The organism is Pedobacter riviphilus (genome assembly GCF_014692875.1).
Lineage (GTDB): Bacteria > Bacteroidota > Bacteroidia > Sphingobacteriales > Sphingobacteriaceae > Pedobacter > Pedobacter riviphilus.
This window is the reverse complement of record NZ_CP061171.1, coordinates 4,760,265-4,778,475: the sequence shown is the minus strand read 5'-3', so window position 1 is coordinate 4,778,475 and position 18,211 is coordinate 4,760,265. Positions and strand designations below refer to the sequence as shown.

Sequence of the window (18,211 nt, the reverse complement as noted above, 5' to 3'; positions counted from 1 at the left end):
ACTATAACCTGTACGTCTGTTCGCTTTGGATTGGGCATAGGCCAAATTTAGGCGCAGCAGATGCCATCAGACAAGAAAAAGGGGCGGACAAAAAGCGGACAATTGAGCAGTTGGCCTAAACCAAATCGTTCAAATCGCAAATATAGCTTTCGATGCTTTGCCCTTCGGGAACAGCAATGCGCTGCTTTAACCTGCGCTTGCTACGGGCAACACTAGAGGCACTAATGCCAAGCATATTGGCAATTTGTTGGTTATTTAGATCGAGGCATATTAAACTCGCCAAACGTTCTTCTGCTGGATTTAAGTGAGCAACAATTTGTTTCAATCGAGGAAAAAACAAAGGATAAGCCTTGTTAAATGCTTCCTTAAACTTGTGCCATTCCTCGTCTGTTACAAGCACATAGTTAAGCAAGCTACTGCTGAGGTTGTCTGTTCCGTTTGCTTTGATCGTTCTTTCAAGGTTTCTAATCAGTTTTTCTTTTTGCCCCATGTTGAGCGCAAAGGAATTGATTCGCTCCCTGGCCTCTTTTATTTCGAGATCTTTGGCCATCCGGTCGCGATTTAAAATTTCGGTTTCGTGCTTAACTTTCAGTTTCTGCCTGTTGTAAAGCAAAAGGCTAATTACCGCTAAAAGGAAAATACCTCCTAAAATAAAATTCCGGGTCATTTTCTCCTGCCGCAATTTGGTGCTGATGTTTTCCAGGTTAGTTTGTATATCATCAAACTCTATTTTAGCCTTGATGGCCGAGAGCTGCTGAGCGCCAAGTTCTAAAAGTCGTTCTTTATTGAGCCTATTATATAAATCGCCATATTTATAGGCACTATCGGGCACCTGAAGTTTCCGGTAACACATCATTATACCCTTTAACGAGAGCAGCTTTTGCTCTACTACATAATATTCGCTCTGCAAGGCCCAATGGTAAGCCTGTTTCCATTTAGATACGGCTTCTTGGTATCTTTTGTACTTAAAATCCAGGTTGGCTAAGATGTTCTGGGCAATAGCCATGTTATTGTACGATTTAATTGCCGTACTGTTTTGCAATTGTAAGTAGACCAAAGGCGTGCCCTGTGCTTCCTTGCCTTGCAAAATTAATGCATGTCCGATGTTTCCTTTAGCAATGCCCAGCCATAAAGATTGAACATTTGCATTTTCATCGGGTGTTTTTGTTAAGGTATCTATAATCTGCTGATAATAATACCTGGCACTATCGTACTGATTAAGCTTGAGATAGGATGCTCCAACAATATCCAGCTGAAAAATATAAACTCGTGGGTCCCAGGTATTTTTTCTTACATTTTTAAACGCTAAACATTGTAGACCATAATCGATACTTTTTCTGTAGTTATTGCTCTGGTATAAGCCCAGGCTTACATTAAAGAAACGGTTATGTACATATTTAAAATGCGAAAACCCAACCTTACGTTCCAGTTCGATCGCTTTTAGGTTATACAGCACATATCTGTTGGTTCCCTTGCCAACCTCTGCACAAAGGGTGTATACTTCGGCCTTAAGCTGGTCGTCTTTCAATTTGTGAGCAAGCTTGATGCAGTCGTAAATATTTGTCGAATCCTGCGGAAGAATTTTCAGGCCCAATTCAAATTTACCCAAGATTTCGTACATGGTTAACCGTACTTTTAACCGGTCATCTGAGTTTTGGCCAACATAAGCATGCAATGCTTTCATGAGTTGCTGATGCTGGGGCAGGTTTGTCTTCCGATTTTCTTTTTGCAGCTTTAATTGCGCATAACCAACCTCTGCCCGATGTGTTTGGCTGGTATCATCAACTTTCCAGGCATTAATAAGGGGTTCGATCAGCTTTTGCTGAGCAAAAACAGGAACAGAACAACAGCATAATAGTAGCGCAAGGAGAATTAACCTGTTCATCATTTAGAGGTATCGCTAAAATACAGTTAATAGTTGAAGGGTTAAAACTAAAATTGATAGGTTAAACAGATTGCGATTCAGCATTAGGGAAGACTCGAAAGGTAAGACTTTTAACACTTTATATGCGTGTTTTTGATGGCCGAAACGCTGAAGGTAAACTCAATTTGTGGCGCCTATAGAAAAGTTCCAGGAAGGCATTATAACTAAATAATCTTTACCCGCATAAAAATAAAAGGGGCATCTGTTGAAATTGATTTTTTATGTTTTTAAAGACAATTTCCTTAGATAAGTGCTTGCTAAATTGAATTTTCTTGCGACAAAACTTTTGTTATATTTGCGCAACAAATGGCCCCGTAGTTCAACGGATAGAATAGAAGTTTCCTAAACTTTAGATAGCAGTTCGATTCTGCTCGGGGCTACAGAAGAAAAGCTCATCGAAAGATGGGCTTTTTTATTTTTAAGTTATTGATTGATATTTGAAATGCTCAGTCCTGTAGTTCAATGTATACCCGCCTGAATGACGACAGTCTGGCAGGGAATAGAAGTTTCCTAAACTTTAGATATGAGTTCGATTCTCGTCGGGACCACTAAATGACCCACTGTATGACAAGCATGGGAATAAAATTGAAAAGCCTTTAGATGGAAATCTGAAGGCTTTTTGTTAGGCACAAATTTTGGCAAATTATCTGCTAATTAGCGTTGCTAACTTTTTATCGAGTAATCCCAATGGTTCTTCATTATAATCCATTTTGTAAAGCTTATTTACCCCTCTATAACGGCCTATGATTCTGCGATTTTTGTCTACAAGTAAAACTAAAGAAGGTGCCATTTGCCTTATGTTATAAAAAGTATCAAGGTTAGCCACAGGATCCGAAAATATATTTTGCCACATTCCAATTCGTTCTTTTTTAACTGAATCTCGCCACATTTTTTTGAATGGCTCAGTTGAGACTGCAAGAATTTTTAATCCTTTTGATTGATATTTATTATAAACAGATTTTAAATACACATTATCATTCGCCCAGCCAGCCCAAAAATAAATTAATAAGTAGTTATCAATTTTAAATGTTTGCGGGTTAAATCTGCTCCCGTCTAAATTAGTTCCCAATGGCATCCTACCAACGCTTCCCACCATAGCGGCTTTACGGTTTAATATTATTTTGCTAATTGCCTTACCTTCGACGCTTTTTTTAACGGGTTGAGAAAATAAATTGTAGAACATTTCTATTGAATCCAACCGCATATCCATTTGCATAGAATTGCTTAGCAGATAAGCACTCAGATAAGAGTTTGTGTGTGACCCGATGTAGCTGTAATCTATTTGATCAATTTGCAAATTGCATTTATCGATTTTTGCCCCTAAAGCCATAACAGCAACATGGTTTTTAGGGGTATTACCACCCCGAGAAATCGCAAATGATGCTTTATATAATGAATCCTTAATTTTATTAACCGGTCTATATAGCGTTAATAGTTTTATCCATTCATCCTGCATAGGCGAACCCATTAATACTGCATTTGCAAAATCGTTTTCCATTAACGATATAGTCATATTACCCGGACTTAGAAATATTTCAACAGCATTTGAGACATCTGGACTGTTCGGGACTATTTTTTTATCACTCCTGACAAAAGCATAAACAGGACTACTAATAAATCCCCTGAATGTGAAAGCTCCATTACTTAGATAAGCCTTATGTTCGATATTTTTACCGTGGTCATCCTTATAAGATAAAAATATCGCATGGGCGTGCTTGCCGCTAAAAGTTCCCTTTAAAATAAAATTCGGTGCTTTCTTTTCTTGTGCTGAGGTAATGCCGGTAAATAAGAAGAAAAGAAACAATAACGATATATAGCGTTTCATGGCTTAAGGTTTAACACCTAAAGCTAAGAATATTTTGTGATGACCACTTTAATGTTTTATCAATTAGAGCAATAAGAAAAAGAGCGTTTCAAAAGCCAGCCAAGTTATCCTCTAAATCCGCCGCACAATGCAAATCAACCATAAAAGAGTTCGAGCTTTGTAGTCTAAGGACCACTTCCTTGGATTTAAACCAGAGCATTGTCGCACAAATCATTGATTTTCAAGATTTTGTTTTGGTTTTTATAACGCATTAAGACCTATTTTCGACCATTTTGAATGGTTAATTTTAGTGAGTCGAAAATTGACTATTTTTTGTAAGATACTGTAAGTCAGTAGATTGATTGAAATATCAAAATCAGAATTATTCCGAAATGTTCGGGTGCTGGATTATTTTGTAATATATTGATTTGCATACAGTTATACCGACGAACATCTTGATAGCTCACTGGCTCAAATGTACATTTGTTTAATTTTAAATGTATCATTATGAGTTACAATTTTCATCTTTTATTCTATCTGAAAAGACCAAAAAATTTTATCAAGGGCGAGATGATGCCCATCTACTTACGGATTACTGTGAAAGGAAAACATTCGGAATATTCTGTCGGCAGAGAAATTATTCCCAGCTTCTGGTCGCCGCTTAAAGGAAAAGGCACTGGCCTGCGCGCCCAGCCATAAGTTGCGCCCCACCATCTTTGGCAACTTTTCTTTCTACATTATAAAAACAGCTATAGATAGCCGCATCCTGTTCCGGCTGAATATTGACGCATTGGATTGTATTTTGCTTTTATTCTTACCAATAAGTCCGGTAAAAATTTATTGACTTGCGCAATGTATTGAGGGTTCATTTTACAATAATATAAAAATGAATACGATATACTTGTGGGAGTTAGCTCCATGCACTGGAAATCACCAATTGATCGTAGGTTTATTTCTTCAATCTATTATCTACAAAGGTCTTCATCCTTTACTATTTTCAGTAGTTGTTTTGGGGAGCCAGAAAAGAAGATTGATAAAGAGCTAACTGATGCATTAATCTCCTTATCAACCTTTTTTAAATTTTTAGAAAAGCCCTCCATCACAGGCAATGATTTTTCCTGTCATATAATCGTTCTTGGCAAGAAAGAGAATGGCATCTGCTACATCTTCAGGCTTTGCAATTCTGCCAACAGTGATTTGTGAAGCGTACCCTTCAAATGTTTGCTGTTTCACTTCTTGGGGCATAAAATCCCACCAGGGCGTGTCTACCACTCCGGGAGAAACTGCATTGATACGAATGGGCTTGATTTCTTTTGCAATAATAGGAACCATAATTTCCAAAGCTCCATTTATAGAGCCGATGCCGGATGTCCCAGCGAATTTTGCAGACGCAGTAATTGCAGTGATAAGTGTAATACTTCCGTTCAGATTAACAAAAGGAATGGCAGCCTTTAAGGTATTGAGATGTGACCAATATTTTTCGTCAAAACCTTTTCGTAGGTCATCTAAATAGAGGTCGATGAAATTACCCAACCCTTTGTTACTACCTAATGCAATAATCAAATGGTCAATTTTCCCCAAAGATTGAAAAAATGTTTGAAGTGTTTCGATATTGGAACTGTCCACTTCAGCAGTAAGTAATCCTTCAGCAGCTGCTGCATTTAGTTTTGCAATATCCCTCCCCGTAACAGTAACAATTGCGCCCTGCTGCTGGAACATTAATGCTGCGGATAACCCAATACCGGAAGTGCCGCCGGCAATTACGATTTTTTTGTTTTGTAAAGTCATATCTTTTGCTTTTAAAAGTTGAAACAAAATTCCTATTTCAACCAAGCAAAACAATTGACCTAAGCCTGCCTTTTATATACTCAATTATTCATTTTTCGGAATACAAGTGGTGTTTCTCCTGAAATGCTTTTAAAAAAGCGGTTAAAAGATGCAGGTTCCGTAAAATTGAGTTTGTATGCAATTTCCGCAACAGAATTATCCGTATATCGTAAAAGCAATTTTGCTTCCTGCAACAGCATTTCCTTTATGGCCTCAGAAGCGGTAATGCCTAAGTTTTCCTTTACTGTTCTATTGAGGTGATTGGGGCTTACACCACACATTTCAGCATAATCTGCTACTTGTCTTTTAGTTAAATAATGTAATCCAACAAGCTTTTTGAAGCGATTGGTGAGCTTATAGCTTTCCGGATGGTCGCCGTTTTCATCTTCAAGCTGCTGCCTTTTATAGCTTCTTTTCGCTTCTAGTAACAATAAATACAAATATATCTTGATTGCCTTTTCCCTTCCTACTTTTTCACCCTGTAGTTCATCATTTATTTTCATCAGTAGTTCAAGCATTACATCCAGTTCTTCAGCTGCGACCTGAAAAACAGGTTTGCCAAAAGAATGGTAAAATGGAAACTCATCGGCTATTTTAATGGCAGGAATTATATCGTTCAGAAAATCGGAATTAAATAGTATATAATAACCGAACGCGTCCGATGCAATATTTTTTTTTGAAAAAATCTGGTTGGGAAACGTGAACGCTAAGGTTAGGGGTTGATGGCGAAAATTCTCTAAACCAATTTTCATATCCAGGGAACCTTTAACGGTAATGCTTATACGATAAAAATCTGATTTTAATGGCCCTATAGAATTTACAAGACCTTCACTGGAATACATTTCAAAGCCACGTACAATTTTTGAATTCTGAATAAGGTTATAACCAAATGGAGAAGTTTTTTCGTTTTCCCTGTGAACAGTTTTAAAATTCTTTAAGTCATATTTAGGAATATCTTTGATAAAGTTTTTCATGACTCACTTTTATTCGTTTTTCGTTTATCAAAAATACCATTATTTTATTTGACCTTTTACGGCTATTTAATGAACTGCTTACTGTTTTACCTGTTGGGTATTTCGGCGAAGTTGCCGCACGTTTCGCATTTAACCTGAGTTTGAACTTTAACGCTTTAATCCCTTTCGTTTCTTTTGATGCGTCTTTTTGACCTAACTGGTGTGTGGGGTTTCAATATTCGACTTCGTTATATAGTATCCATTTTCAGTAATTAATACTCGTTTATGGATTCTAGTTTTTTGAGATCTGACTATATTTATCTTCCAGTCCGTATAAAATATCAACTAATTTATCCGGACGTTCTTTCATCACATTGTGTCCGCAAGGTATTGTTTCAACATGCCAATCAGGAGAATTTTTTAAGTTCTCATATTGTTTGACAAAGGGAGACTGTTCCCAGCTACTGAGATAAATGAATGTACGGTTGAGAACTCGTTCATAATCCCCTTTCAAATGTAAACTTTGCATGAATGTTGCCAGCGGATGCGGTCTTCTTCGATCATCTACCCCCGGCCGGTCTGCTACAGTGAAACCATCATTGCCGGCTCCGGTTACAAAACGTTGTCGGTATACTTCACTGGTAAGGCTCCAGCAGGAATCTCCATTTTTGGGAATGTAGGCATCAATATAAACAAGTGCATATATCCTTTCAGGAATTTTATCTGCAACACCTGTGATAACCAGTCCGGCATAGCTATGGCCACATAAGATCACATCAGTGAGGTTTTCTTTTAAGAAGAAATCTATGATGAACTGGATGTGCGTATCTAAATTTATGATCCTGTTTGGTATCTCGGATTGTGTTTCAAGACCTGGTAAGGTTAATGAAATACACTTTTTTCCTAACCGTTCCAGGTTTTCGGTTATCGGCTCATAAACCCAGCCACCGTGCCACCCGCCAGGAATAAACACATAGGTTTTTTCATTTAGCTTTTGTATCTCGTTCATTTTTTTATTAATTGATGACGACACAAAAATAGTCGTTAATAGCCCAAACAACACATAAGGTAACTTAAGAAATACCGTTAAGGTAGATTAAGGGTAACGCCTATTTTTTGAAGAGATCTTTACGGACTTTACTCAAGAACTCAGGGGTAATCCCTAAATATGACGCAATTTGTGTGTTTGGAAGCCTTGACAGCAAGTGTGGGTATTGCTTCATAAAAGCAAGATAGCGCTCCTCGGCCGTTGAACTGATCGCCTGTAACACCCTGTTCTCTGCTTCAACTAAACGGTTTTCTACAATAACCCTGAAATTCCTGTCGAACTTAGGATTATTATCAAACAGATGATAAAGATCAGGCTTGGAGATTTGGAATATAATCGATGGTTCTATGGCTTCAATGTAAACACGGCTTGGCTTTTCGGAGTAAAAGCTAACAATCTCCATAACCCAGTCGCCCTCGGCAGCAAACTGCAGGTTATGTTCTGTACCCTTATCATCTACCTGAAACTTTTTTAAACAACCTTCAGCCACAAAGGTATAATGCTTGCAAACATCATTCTCCTGTAATATGAATTGCCTCCGCTTAATCTTCCGCTGGATAACCCGCTCCACCAGGTCGTGCTTTTCCGCTGAATTAAGTGGCAGATAATTATCGAAACTTGAAAATAGTTTGTCTATAATCACAGGTTTTTATTCAAATATTTTTGTAGTCAATATAGTAAAAAATTAGCGCCTTAAACCGAATGAATATCTTTGCGAATTCAGAACTAACAATCCAAGTTAGTCCGGATGTTCCACTCCGGATTATATAACTACGGCAGATTTGCAGTCTGCGGACAAACAAAAAGCCTCGGCTATGTCGATAAAATTAGCTATTGGAAATATTTGCTTCATAAAGATATTACTAGTTTGGCACATCAAAGTCCTTTCTAAGATTTATGCAGCTTTCTTGTGCATCAAATGATTCATTTATTTGTATAAAGCAAAAAACATATTTTTTTACAGCATTCACCACCGATAACTTGATAATGATTTGCATGTCAATTATGAATGGAGTTAATGAAGAGTTTTGAAAACTGAAAAAATAGTCGAACGAACCCACACCATATGTTTTTTTAATTATCTGGCTCACAGCGCAATGTGATTTTTAAAAAAAAATCATCAATATTTTAGAGTTTCTGTTGAGAATATAATAATAAAAATTATATACCTGCGCCAGATTAACGATAACGGTTGTATAACTAATACAAAAGTCTATTGTTAGCAGTTACGGAGTAATTGAAAAAGATTAATAACGGATGGAAAGATTTTTAAAGTCCTAATCTCCGCCGTTTGGATTTAGTCTTAGAAGATCTGCGCTGGTTATCAGCTTGATGTTCATAGTTGGTCAATGATAGACTTCGATTTATTGAAGCCAATTTGACCAAATCTTCAAAGATTTGGTTCGACTTTAATCCCGTTTGGACTAGCAAAGTGATATCTACTACCTTATTGATATGCACAATTGATCAGTCCTCCAATGTAAACATCAGTGCTAATTGTTTCAAATCCTCAACAAAAGAGTTCGGCATTTGATCGGGGAAGACCACAAGACGAGAACCTTGTAATTTTTTGCAAAAGTTCTTCTCTTTTTTGTTTGGCAAGTGGAAAAATTGATTTTTACAGGAAATTTCAAACTAATAATCTTTCTCTTCCTCTCAATTGTAGATCTTCCGTACATAAGGTCATTTAAACATATATTTCCTTGCATAACTTATATGATTTTAAAGTGGCATGAATTGATCATCATTCCGAATTCACTTTTACAAGTAAAGGGTTGGATTAATAATGTTTAGGCGATTCGTTATTCTAACCCGATAGGAAATCATAATTCGATAAGCTTGAAGATTAGCTTAATATGAGCAAGCATGGTTTTAACCATTAATAATTAATAACAGTTCGTCTAGAAATTACAGGCGTTGGTCTAGCGGTTACCAACGCTGGTATAATACCGGGTTTTTGTCTGCAACGTTTGATGTCTTGTTGAGTCTTAATAACAAAACAATAGCAAAAACCTAAAATATAAAAGATATGAAAACTTTAGCAAAAACAATATTCGCAGCAGCATTAACAGCAGTAGTATTTACTTCATCAGCCATGGCAACTTTTGCCGCTGAGCCAGTTAAAACAGAAACAAAAACTTCTTCTTTATCAAAGTTCAACAGGATCTGGGTGAGTGGTAACGTGAAGCTTATCTTAACGCAAGGTGATAAACAAAACGTAGCAGGAACCAGCAATTACGATGCTGCAAAAACCTCAGTGTCAACTGATGGAAAAACCTTGTTCATCAATTCAATGGAAACAAGCCAGGTAACACTAAACATTACCGTAAAAGATTTAGAAAGAATTGAAGCTTACGGCCAATCGGTTGTGGTTACCAGCAATAATTTTGATGTAAAATACTTGCAGTTATTTTTGGGACAAAGTGCTACTGCGAAGATTAAAACAACCGCAGGCAGTTTATATACCACTGTTAAAGATGATGCGGTATTAAAATTAAATGGCACCGCTGATCAAAGCACCATGATTGCAAGCAATATGAAAAATGTAAAGTTAGCTGACTTTGTCAGTCTTAAATCAGAATCATATGCTTCTCAAGCGATTATGGAAGCAGAGCAAAATGCAATGGTTCTAGCAAAATAGCGCATATCAATCAGATAAGTTAAAGCTGCCCATTGGGCGGCTTTTTTTCTACCCAGCGACTTTGGTTTTAGGCCGTTAATTGTTGTTTTTGATTCAATGCAACCTTTCGAAGTTTTCGGGCGTCTTTGATTTAAATCCGAACCTTAAACCAATTAAAATGAAACGCACCATTCTATTCTTACTCCTTTTTCCAGCAACAATCACATTCGCCCAGAAAAAGCTTAAAATCATTAAGGCAACTTCTACCAGTGTTGATATCAAGGATGATAACTATCCCATCAGAAAGAATGCCTGGACTGTCGTGCCCAAGGAAAAATTGGATGTATATACAACCTCAGCCAAAAAAGTAACTTTCTACACCGATCAGGAATCTATATCATTCAATGTCGATCCGAAGGTTGGAGAATATGATTTTATTATCCTGGTCAATGGAACCGATACCGCAAGGACTCAGGTAAAATATGATGCAAAAGCACCTGTTAGGAAGCCTGTTGCCTATCTTGATACACTTCAAAAGGCGGGAAAATATAACCTGTCTGACAGGCGTGAAATCCCGGTCTTTACCTATCAATCGATGGACAACCCCAACCTGGTGCGCATTAAAAAAGACCTCAAGCTGGATTCGGTCGCAGGCAATGGAAATGAGCTTTCCAAAATTTTCAACCTGATGCATTGGGTACATAATCTGATCAGGCACGATGGGAACAGCGATAACCCAACCCAAAAAAATGCAATTGAGCTGATCAGGGTGTGCCGGGAGCAGAACCGCGGGGTAAACTGCCGTATGCTGGCTACAGTACTCAACGAATGTTACCTCGCTATGGGTATCACTTCCAGGTATATTACCTGCATGCCAAAAGAAACCAACTTTGATGATTGCCATGTGATTAATATGGTATACAGCAAGGACCTTAAGAAATGGATCTGGATTGACCCTACCTTTGATTCGTATGTGATGGATGAAAAAGGCAATCTCCTGGGTATTCAAGAAGTAAGGGAGCGATTGGTCAAAGGCATGCCGCTGGTATTAAATGCGGACGCAAACTGGAACCGTACTGCCCTACAATCTAAAGAATATTACTTGCAGACCTATATGGCAAAGAATCTCTACCGCCTGGAGACACCCGTGATTAGCCAGTATGATACCGAAACCTGGACCAGCGGAAAAGAAGTGGCCTATGTGGAACTGTTGCCATTGGACGGTATTGTTCAGGGGCCGCAGAAAAGGGAATCAACCAATCAGAAAACCGGGGTTAAGTTTATTAATTATAAAACCAATAATCCTGAGCTGTTCTGGACTACTCCGAGATAATATTTTATAAAAAACACAGAAACGATCCATTTGGCTAGCCTTAAGGAGACCGATCTTTTTAAAAATAAGGCGATAAATGTTTACGCAAATGCTTTTTTGCGGCTACCTGGTACCCAAATGAGTATAGCGGTCGTCAGACTGAGTGTAGCCAGAGCTTGATAAATCGCAAATAAATGCCCTTCGACTACGCTCAGGGTTGACATCTTTTTGCGATTTATCACTTACTCAATGGCATTGACACAGCGCCCTTGCCCTGTTCTACTCGGTCTGGTATCTGGTAAGCTTTCTGATCTGGTAAAAAAAACGCTCAATTAACCGTAGGTCCTGTGTTACAATTTCGGCATTACCTTTAAGCTCTTTATCAAATGGAAGTATTTTGTGATAAGATGTTTTCAGCCCTTTCGGAAGCAATACATCTACATAATAATTGCCCTTATCATCAGGAGTAAAGGATATGTTTTGAACTTTACCCTCTACAATACCATATTCCTGATAACGGTAATTATCCAGTTTGATTAAAACTTTTTCCCCCCTGGCAATTTTGCCTGAATTCGTGGCCGCTACAAACATTCTCCCGATCAGTGCCTGGGTATGATCGGGTAGGATAGATAATATAGGATCTCCTCGTTTTACAAACTGGTTTTCGCCCCAGAATTGTTGAAAACTGGCCACACCATTAGTAGAGGAAATAACCAGGTAGCTTTGTTCCCAGGCCCTTAGCGAACGTCTTAACTGTTCTAGTAGCTGTAAGGTTTGCGAAGCGAAATTGATTTTATCCTTCTCTGCATTTATGGTTGTACCGCTTTTGGTTTTATTAAGGTTATAAATGGCTTCATCTGTTTGCGATAAAGAGATATCGAGGTTTTCTAAGTTTTGTTGCGCCTGTAAAAATTTAATTTTTTCGTTTTCGAATTCCAAAGCCGAAATTACCTTTTGGTTTAGCAGCAGCTGGGCGCGCTGATAATTTTTCTTTACCAGTTCAAACTTTAAACTTTCAAATGTTTTTTGCCTTTTTAAGGCTATTATCCTGCTTTTATTGGTCTGGATATTTTGAGCTGTCGCTACATTTTCCGGTGCATAAGGTTTAAGCCTGGTAAACAGCTTTTCGTCCTGAAAGGCCTTGGCAAAATTATTATAATCGCCCTGTAGTTCTCCTAACTTAAACCGCGAAACTTGATCAACCGGAAACGAAAACAGCTGACCGGGAGAAATGGAATCTATAATGCTTTTAAGCTGTAAAATATCTTTATAATTTGCAGTAGATTGTAAAACCATTAATAGCTGATCCTTTTTTACCTTTTGATGGTCGCTAATAAATATTTTTTCAATTCTGGAATCCGCTCTGATCTCTAGTTTTTCTGGTGGATTTTGTGAAGTAATGATGATGGTTGCGGGTACAAACTCCGGATATTTAATGAAGTAACTCATCAATAAAATCATTAAAAGGATGGCCAGGATAACCACACTGCCCCAGCGGAACATCCAGTGGGGTGGTTCTGATAGAATATCCTGCACACCTTCCGAGCGTAGTTGTATCTCGTCTAGTTTATCTTTCTTAGTTTCCAAGTTCGAGCTGGTTTTTGATTAATCTGTAATATTCTCCTTTTTTGGCCACTAGTTCGTTGTGGTTGCCTTCTTCTACAACCATTCCCTTATCCAGCACGATAATTTTATCGGCATGTTTAACTGTAGATAACCTGTGGGCAATTACAATGGCCGTTTTACCCTTAAAAAACTGGTTCAGGTTTTCGATAATTATCTTTTCGTTATTGGCATCTAAAGCACTTGTGGCCTCATCAAAAAAGATGTATTCAGGCGATTTATACACGGCCCGGGCAATAAACAACCGTTGCTTCTGTCCACCGCTAACGCCCATACCTTCATTCCCAATTTTGGTGTTATAACTTAAAGGCAGACTTTCTATAAAATCCTGTATATTGGCAATTTCTATAGCTTTTCTCAGCTTTTGTTTATCAATCACATCTTCGCCAATGGCGATATTATTGGCAATGGTATCGTTAAACACATAACTCTCCTGCATCACCACTCCGCAATGGTCGCGCCAGTACCTGGGTGAGATATTTTTCATATCGGTGCTGCCAATTTTTATTTCGCCTTGATCGGGTTCGTAAAATTTGGTCAACAACTTTAAAAGCGTTGTTTTTCCGCTACCGCTTGCCCCAACTATAGCCGTGGTTTTTTGAAAGGGGATAACCAGGTTTAAATCCTGAAAAACAAACGAATCGGCCCCTGTATACTTGAACGATACAGCCTTTAGTTCGATATCTTTCTGCGCAATTTCTGCAGCGTACTGTTCTTCACTGCCTTCTTCGTTGTCTTTATCATGAATTTCCTGTAATCTTTCGAGCGAAATTCTGGCATCCTGTGTTTGTTTGATGAAATCGATGAGTTGCATTAGGGGGCTGTTTAGCTGGCCAATGATATATTGTACCGAAAGCATCATACCCAGGGTAAGGTTGCCACTCAAAACCAGTTTTGCGGCCAGGAAACTCACCAGGATATCTTTTATCTGATTAATAAAACCACCACCTACAGATTGCCACTGCTCTAACGAGAGCGCCTTTATTTTTATCTTAAATAACTTTACCTGTAAAAATTCCCAGCCCCAGCGCTTCTGTTTTTCGGCATTATGCATTTTTATTTCCTGCATGCCATTAATCAGTTCTATCACGGTGCTCTGCTCTTGCGCAACCTGGGCAAACATTTTATAATCGAGTTCTTTTCTTCTTTTAAGGAAAAAAGCAATCCAGCCCACATACAAAAGCGCGCCCAGCAGGTACACAATAAATAACCGGTAATCGTAAATGAGGAGTATAATGCTAAAAATAAGCAGGTTTACCATCGAGAAGAGGGTATTGAGCGAGGAGCTGGTTAGCAATTGTTCTATCCGGTGGTGATCGTTTATCCGCTGCATAATATCACCTGTCATCCGCGTATCAAAGAAACTGATCGGAAGTTTCATCAGCTTGATAAAAAAGTCGGAAATGATTGAAATGTTAATCCGGGTAGAAAGGTGTAGCAAAATCCAGCTCCTAATCATTTCTATGCCCATTTTACCCATAAAAAGCATTACCTGGGCCAGCAAAACCAGGTAAATAAAGTTAATGTCCTGGTTTTGTATGCCTACATCAACAATACTTTGGGTAAGGAAGGGAAAAATAAGCGATAATAAACTTCCGGCCAGTAAGCCAACGGCCAGCTGTATAACGAGCGATTTATACTTGAGCAAATATCTGGATAGGAAAGAGAAACTGGCTTTCTTTTCTGTGTCTTCGAAATCACTGCTGTAAAATGCAGGGCTTGTTTCTAAAATAAGGGCAATCCCTTCTTCTGTATTTTCGTGGGCATTTTCGCCGATCCAGTATTTTATCAACTCTGCTCTGGTATAGGTAATTAAGCCATAACCTGGATCTGAAATATAAACCTTACCGCCCTTGTCTATTTTATAAACCACCACATAGTGATTTTTATTCCAGTGTACAATGCAGGGCAATGGTGCATCGGCCAGCAGGGTGTTAAAATTTATTTTAACACCTAATGTTCTAAAGCCTAAAGCCTCTGCTGCATTGCTAAGGCCAAGCAAACCGCTCCCTTCTCTGGTGGTTTCGGCGAGGGTTCTGATTTGGGCCAGCGGAATGCTTTTGTTATAGTGTTTGGCTATAATGCGCAGGCAGGTAGGGCCACAATCTTTAGTATCGGGCTGTTTATAAAATGGAAATTTTTTAAGCTTCATATACCTTTACCTTTGTTGCAATGCCGTAATGTTGTATTGCTTTTTGTTTAAGCGGGTTTGTGCTCCATTCTTCCCATTTATTGGTAGAAGGGTTGTAGCCACATTTTAGCGGTTTGGATATGTCTAAACCTGCGTGGTTGGTATGTGTACGTTCTGTAAATGCCCTGCAGTCGGTACATACATTTCTAAACTCACAATATTTGCAAACCATAATGTCATCTTTGGTGATGTCCCAGTAAGCCTTAAATCCTTTAACGTTTAGTGCGTCTTCTAAAGAAATGTTATTTATGTTCCCGAAAATCTGGGGCATTGCCGGGCAGTTTTTGATATTGCCATTGATATCAATGCCGATTTTTTTATTAAGGCAGGAATTATGATTAACGGCTTCTAAAACCTTCGTAAGGTTGGTATCAAAATACTTTAAGTCTACTTTTCCGCAAGAATTTATTTTTAAATGTTGATTGGTGAAAACCAGGTTAAATTTGAAAATATCTGCGACCTCAAATGGCGCTTTTTCGCATTTATGAAATATCAAACTGTAAATTCTTGTACATTTTTCATTTAGGGTTTTTATAAAATTATCATCAACTCCCGAATGATAGGGAGAGAAAATTTCTATGCTTTCTAAACATGAGTCGTTTAATGTATCTTCTAAGGTTAAAAAGGCTGTTAACGACAGTTCGCTTTCGCAATAGATAACCAAATGTCTTATTCCTAAATTTTCTATAGATTGCACCAGCTGCGGCGACAGCAATAAGTCGGCAGTTTCAATAAATATATTGGAAATTGTACTGGCCTCTCTAAATACCAGGGATAGTGGTGGAAAATTTTTATCCCAATTATTTTCGGTAATAAAACCGTACTCTTTTTCCAATAAAAAGTTTAGGTATTCTTGTGCTATTTCTTTTGATTCTTCATCATAAAAAGCAAATACTTCCTCAATAGAATTAGATTTCAACTCTTCAATAATGGTATTCAATTCTAAAGACTGCAGCTCAGAACGGTTTCGCTGCAAATCAGAAATCAGGATTCTGTTAACACCTTTTGTGATCAAAATATCGCTAAATAAATTAAAATACCTCATAACAATCTGCTAATTGGCTTATATGGTTTTACGAGCATAAGAAAGTTTGTTTTATAGCGCTTGCATGTGCCATAAAGTACATCATTACTTTTTTGATTGATTTTTTTGCCCCGGTATTCATCCACAAATTTGAATGTTAGCGGCAACTTGTTTTTTTCTTCGATCTGGTACCTCATAAATATTCGGCTATTGCTTGCTCTGCAGCATAATTACATATGGAGGTAACCCCTAAAAATTGGCCAACGGTATTTACCTCTAAAAAATAAAATTTCTCTCCGCTCTTCATAAAATCTATTGAGCCACAGTTTACATCCAGTAACATCATTAATTGATGCGTTTTCTCTTCAATTTCAACAGGAAGATTGTATCTCACATTTCGGTTAGGCTTTTCGAGATTGTACTTTCTGAAATCGGTTTTGGTTTGCTCATCATTTTGAGACATTATTGCGGTAGAAAAGAACTTTCCGTTCAAATAAAAGCTCCTGATTTCGAAATCCTTCTCAATTTTTTCCTGAAAAAATGTGATAAAAAAACTTTCTTCTTCTTTATGGTCTATTACGCTGGTATACATAATACTTTCCGCGTAATCTTTGTAAGTATTTATGGTGATGTTTCCGGTTAACGGCTTTATAATCGTTTTATCCAAAACCGCTTCGTCAGTATTTTCAGCCAAATAATACTCCGGAACATCTAATCCTACTTTTTTGGCCTGCGCCAATACCAACAGTTTATTTACAGCGCTATTGCTTTGCTTATTGATGTGTTTTTTGGCTTCAAGCGTTTTGATTACATAATCCTGCAGCCAATGTTGGTGTTCCTGCATATGGATATCGACAGAGACGTTGTCATATTGGAAATTTTTAAATTTTAACCCGCCCCTTCTGTACCACACACTAGTTATTTCATCAATGTAAAAACAGTTTCTCTGGCTTTCTATGTAGATACGTTTTTCTTTCGTTTTTATCTCAAACACTTCATCTTCATGCACCCGAATAAATTTTTTATCCATTGCCCAAAGCCATTTTATTACTTCATTGGTAGTCGTCTCTTGCTTTTTGGATATAATTAATATCACCTTTGTTTATTTTACGCCGTGAATGATTTTGATATGGTTGCCTCCTATGAAGTAAGAAGGCAGCCCATACCTTTTAAATGATCGTGATTAAATGGGATTTTTGCCAAAACTGATGGCCGAAATTACATTTATACAGATTCTAGTAATTATGAACAGGTTCTCCAGGTGCAAGATGACGGATTTCCCTGTAAATATACCCACCTGTACCATTTGCGCCCTCATAGTGGTCATATTCTACACATCCCTCCCCTACGAAGACATTAGATTGAATTGCAGTATAGCCGCCTAACATTCTACCTCCGTTGATTGATGATAAATCGGTAAGTTTTTGGTTTTCAAGTGAAGAGAAATCTTTCTTCATTCCTTTTAAATTTTTCATTTTAGTAAATTTTAATTGTGCGTAAAATTCCAAACTTTTTGGTTTGGGTTTGATGTGCTTTTTCGGGATTGAAACCCTGTTTTTAGGCTAGGTTAGCAGGTTCCGTTAGCGTTTCCTATATCCGTTCCTGAGGCGGCCTGCTGGCACGTTCTTCCAATGTATTTGCCACCATTGCTTTCGTACGTGTCATATTCGACAGCTTCACTCGGGTATTGGCTCGGACAGGCAAAATTTGATCTGATAAAATACAGGCCACCCTGTATTTTTCCAAGATCCTGGAGTTTTTTGTTTTCTAATGAAGAAAGGCTCTTCTTCATTCCTTTTAAGTTTTTCATTTTCTTAAATTGATGTTAGCGTTCGCCATCTTACCCTGGCGTTTGGGTTTTATTAATTTAAAAATCGACACAAAC

At 37.9% G+C, this 18,211-nt stretch carries 15 protein-coding genes and 2 tRNA genes; 5 read left to right on the top strand and 12 right to left on the bottom strand.

Annotation, left to right across the window (positions count from 1 at the left end; translation table 11 throughout):
* Positions 1–115: 115 nt before the first annotated feature.
* Positions 116–1,888, bottom strand: coding sequence for a hypothetical protein (locus H9N25_RS19675; RefSeq protein WP_223833447.1), 1,773 nt, complete (start codon positions 1,886–1,888; stop codon positions 116–118).
* 344 nt (positions 1,889–2,232) lie between these two features.
* Between H9N25_RS19675 and H9N25_RS19670 the strand changes: the two genes are divergently transcribed.
* Both H9N25_RS19670 and H9N25_RS19665 read left to right on the top strand, forming a co-directional pair.
* Positions 2,233–2,304: transfer RNA gene (locus tag H9N25_RS19670), tRNA-Arg, on the top strand.
* Between the two features lie 69 nt (positions 2,305–2,373).
* Positions 2,374–2,472: transfer RNA gene (locus H9N25_RS19665), tRNA-Arg, on the top strand.
* A gap of 95 nt (positions 2,473–2,567) precedes the next feature.
* Here the strand turns inward: H9N25_RS19665 and H9N25_RS19660 are convergent.
* On the bottom strand, positions 2,568–3,749 hold the full coding sequence (locus H9N25_RS19660; RefSeq protein ID WP_190326974.1) for a DUF4369 domain-containing protein: 1,182 nt from the start codon (positions 3,747–3,749) through the stop codon (positions 2,568–2,570).
* 486 nt (positions 3,750–4,235) lie between these two features.
* On the opposite strand from H9N25_RS19660, the gene H9N25_RS19655 reads away from it, so the two are divergent.
* Positions 4,236–4,427 (top strand): Arm DNA-binding domain-containing protein, encoded by a 192-nt coding sequence (locus H9N25_RS19655; protein WP_167295822.1) that lies wholly within the window; start codon positions 4,236–4,238, stop codon positions 4,425–4,427.
* A 384-nt stretch (positions 4,428–4,811) separates the two neighbouring features.
* On the opposite strand, the gene H9N25_RS19650 is transcribed toward H9N25_RS19655, so the two are convergent.
* The 4 genes from H9N25_RS19650 to H9N25_RS19635 form a co-directional block, all read right to left on the bottom strand.
* A complete protein-coding gene (locus H9N25_RS19650; protein WP_223833446.1) occupies positions 4,812–5,561 on the bottom strand; it encodes an SDR family oxidoreductase in 750 nt (249 codons plus the stop codon).
* A 35-nt stretch (positions 5,562–5,596) separates the two neighbouring features.
* Entirely contained in the window at positions 5,597–6,529 is a 933-nt protein-coding gene (locus tag H9N25_RS19645) for a helix-turn-helix domain-containing protein (RefSeq protein WP_190326973.1), read from the bottom strand.
* A 271-nt stretch (positions 6,530–6,800) separates the two neighbouring features.
* Complete coding sequence (locus H9N25_RS19640) at positions 6,801–7,517, bottom strand: alpha/beta fold hydrolase (protein ID WP_190326972.1); 717 nt, start codon at positions 7,515–7,517, stop codon at positions 6,801–6,803.
* A gap of 100 nt (positions 7,518–7,617) precedes the next feature.
* Entirely contained in the window at positions 7,618–8,199 is a 582-nt protein-coding gene (locus H9N25_RS19635; protein ID WP_190326971.1) for a Crp/Fnr family transcriptional regulator, read from the bottom strand.
* Positions 8,200–9,585: 1,386 nt separating this feature from the next.
* On the opposite strand from H9N25_RS19635, the gene H9N25_RS19630 reads away from it, so the two are divergent.
* Together H9N25_RS19630 and H9N25_RS19625 are read left to right on the top strand one after the other, a co-directional pair.
* Complete coding sequence (locus H9N25_RS19630; RefSeq protein ID WP_190326970.1) at positions 9,586–10,197, top strand: GIN domain-containing protein; 612 nt, start codon at positions 9,586–9,588, stop codon at positions 10,195–10,197.
* Positions 10,198–10,354: 157 nt separating this feature from the next.
* A complete protein-coding gene (locus tag H9N25_RS19625) occupies positions 10,355–11,509 on the top strand; it encodes a transglutaminase-like domain-containing protein (RefSeq protein ID WP_190326969.1) in 1,155 nt (384 codons plus the stop codon).
* 258 nt (positions 11,510–11,767) lie between these two features.
* Here H9N25_RS19625 and H9N25_RS19620 read toward each other — a convergent pair whose 3' ends face one another.
* The 6 genes from H9N25_RS19620 to H9N25_RS19595 all read right to left on the bottom strand — a co-directional run bounded on the left by H9N25_RS19620 (position 11,768) and on the right by H9N25_RS19595 (position 18,136).
* Positions 11,768–13,075, bottom strand: coding sequence for an HlyD family secretion protein (locus H9N25_RS19620; protein WP_190326968.1), 1,308 nt, complete (start codon positions 13,073–13,075; stop codon positions 11,768–11,770).
* Positions 13,065–15,263, bottom strand: coding sequence for a peptidase domain-containing ABC transporter (locus H9N25_RS19615; RefSeq protein ID WP_190326967.1), 2,199 nt, complete (start codon positions 15,261–15,263; stop codon positions 13,065–13,067). Before H9N25_RS19615 ends, H9N25_RS19620 begins: the two co-directional genes overlap by 11 nt.
* Positions 15,253–16,347, bottom strand: a complete 1,095-nt coding sequence (gene gwsS / locus H9N25_RS19610; RefSeq protein WP_190326966.1) for a grasp-with-spasm system SPASM domain peptide maturase — start codon at positions 16,345–16,347, stop codon at positions 15,253–15,255. Before gwsS ends, H9N25_RS19615 begins: the two co-directional genes overlap by 11 nt.
* Before the next feature lie 172 nt (positions 16,348–16,519).
* Complete coding sequence (gene gwsG, locus H9N25_RS19605) at positions 16,520–17,422, bottom strand: grasp-with-spasm system ATP-grasp peptide maturase (protein ID WP_190326965.1); 903 nt, start codon at positions 17,420–17,422, stop codon at positions 16,520–16,522.
* 139 nt (positions 17,423–17,561) lie between these two features.
* Positions 17,562–17,801, bottom strand: a complete 240-nt coding sequence (locus tag H9N25_RS19600; RefSeq protein ID WP_167295811.1) for a TIGR04139 family peptide modification target — start codon at positions 17,799–17,801, stop codon at positions 17,562–17,564.
* A 92-nt stretch (positions 17,802–17,893) separates the two neighbouring features.
* On the bottom strand, positions 17,894–18,136 hold the full coding sequence (locus tag H9N25_RS19595; RefSeq protein ID WP_167295810.1) for a TIGR04139 family peptide modification target: 243 nt from the start codon (positions 18,134–18,136) through the stop codon (positions 17,894–17,896).
* Positions 18,137–18,211: the final 75 nt, after the last annotated feature.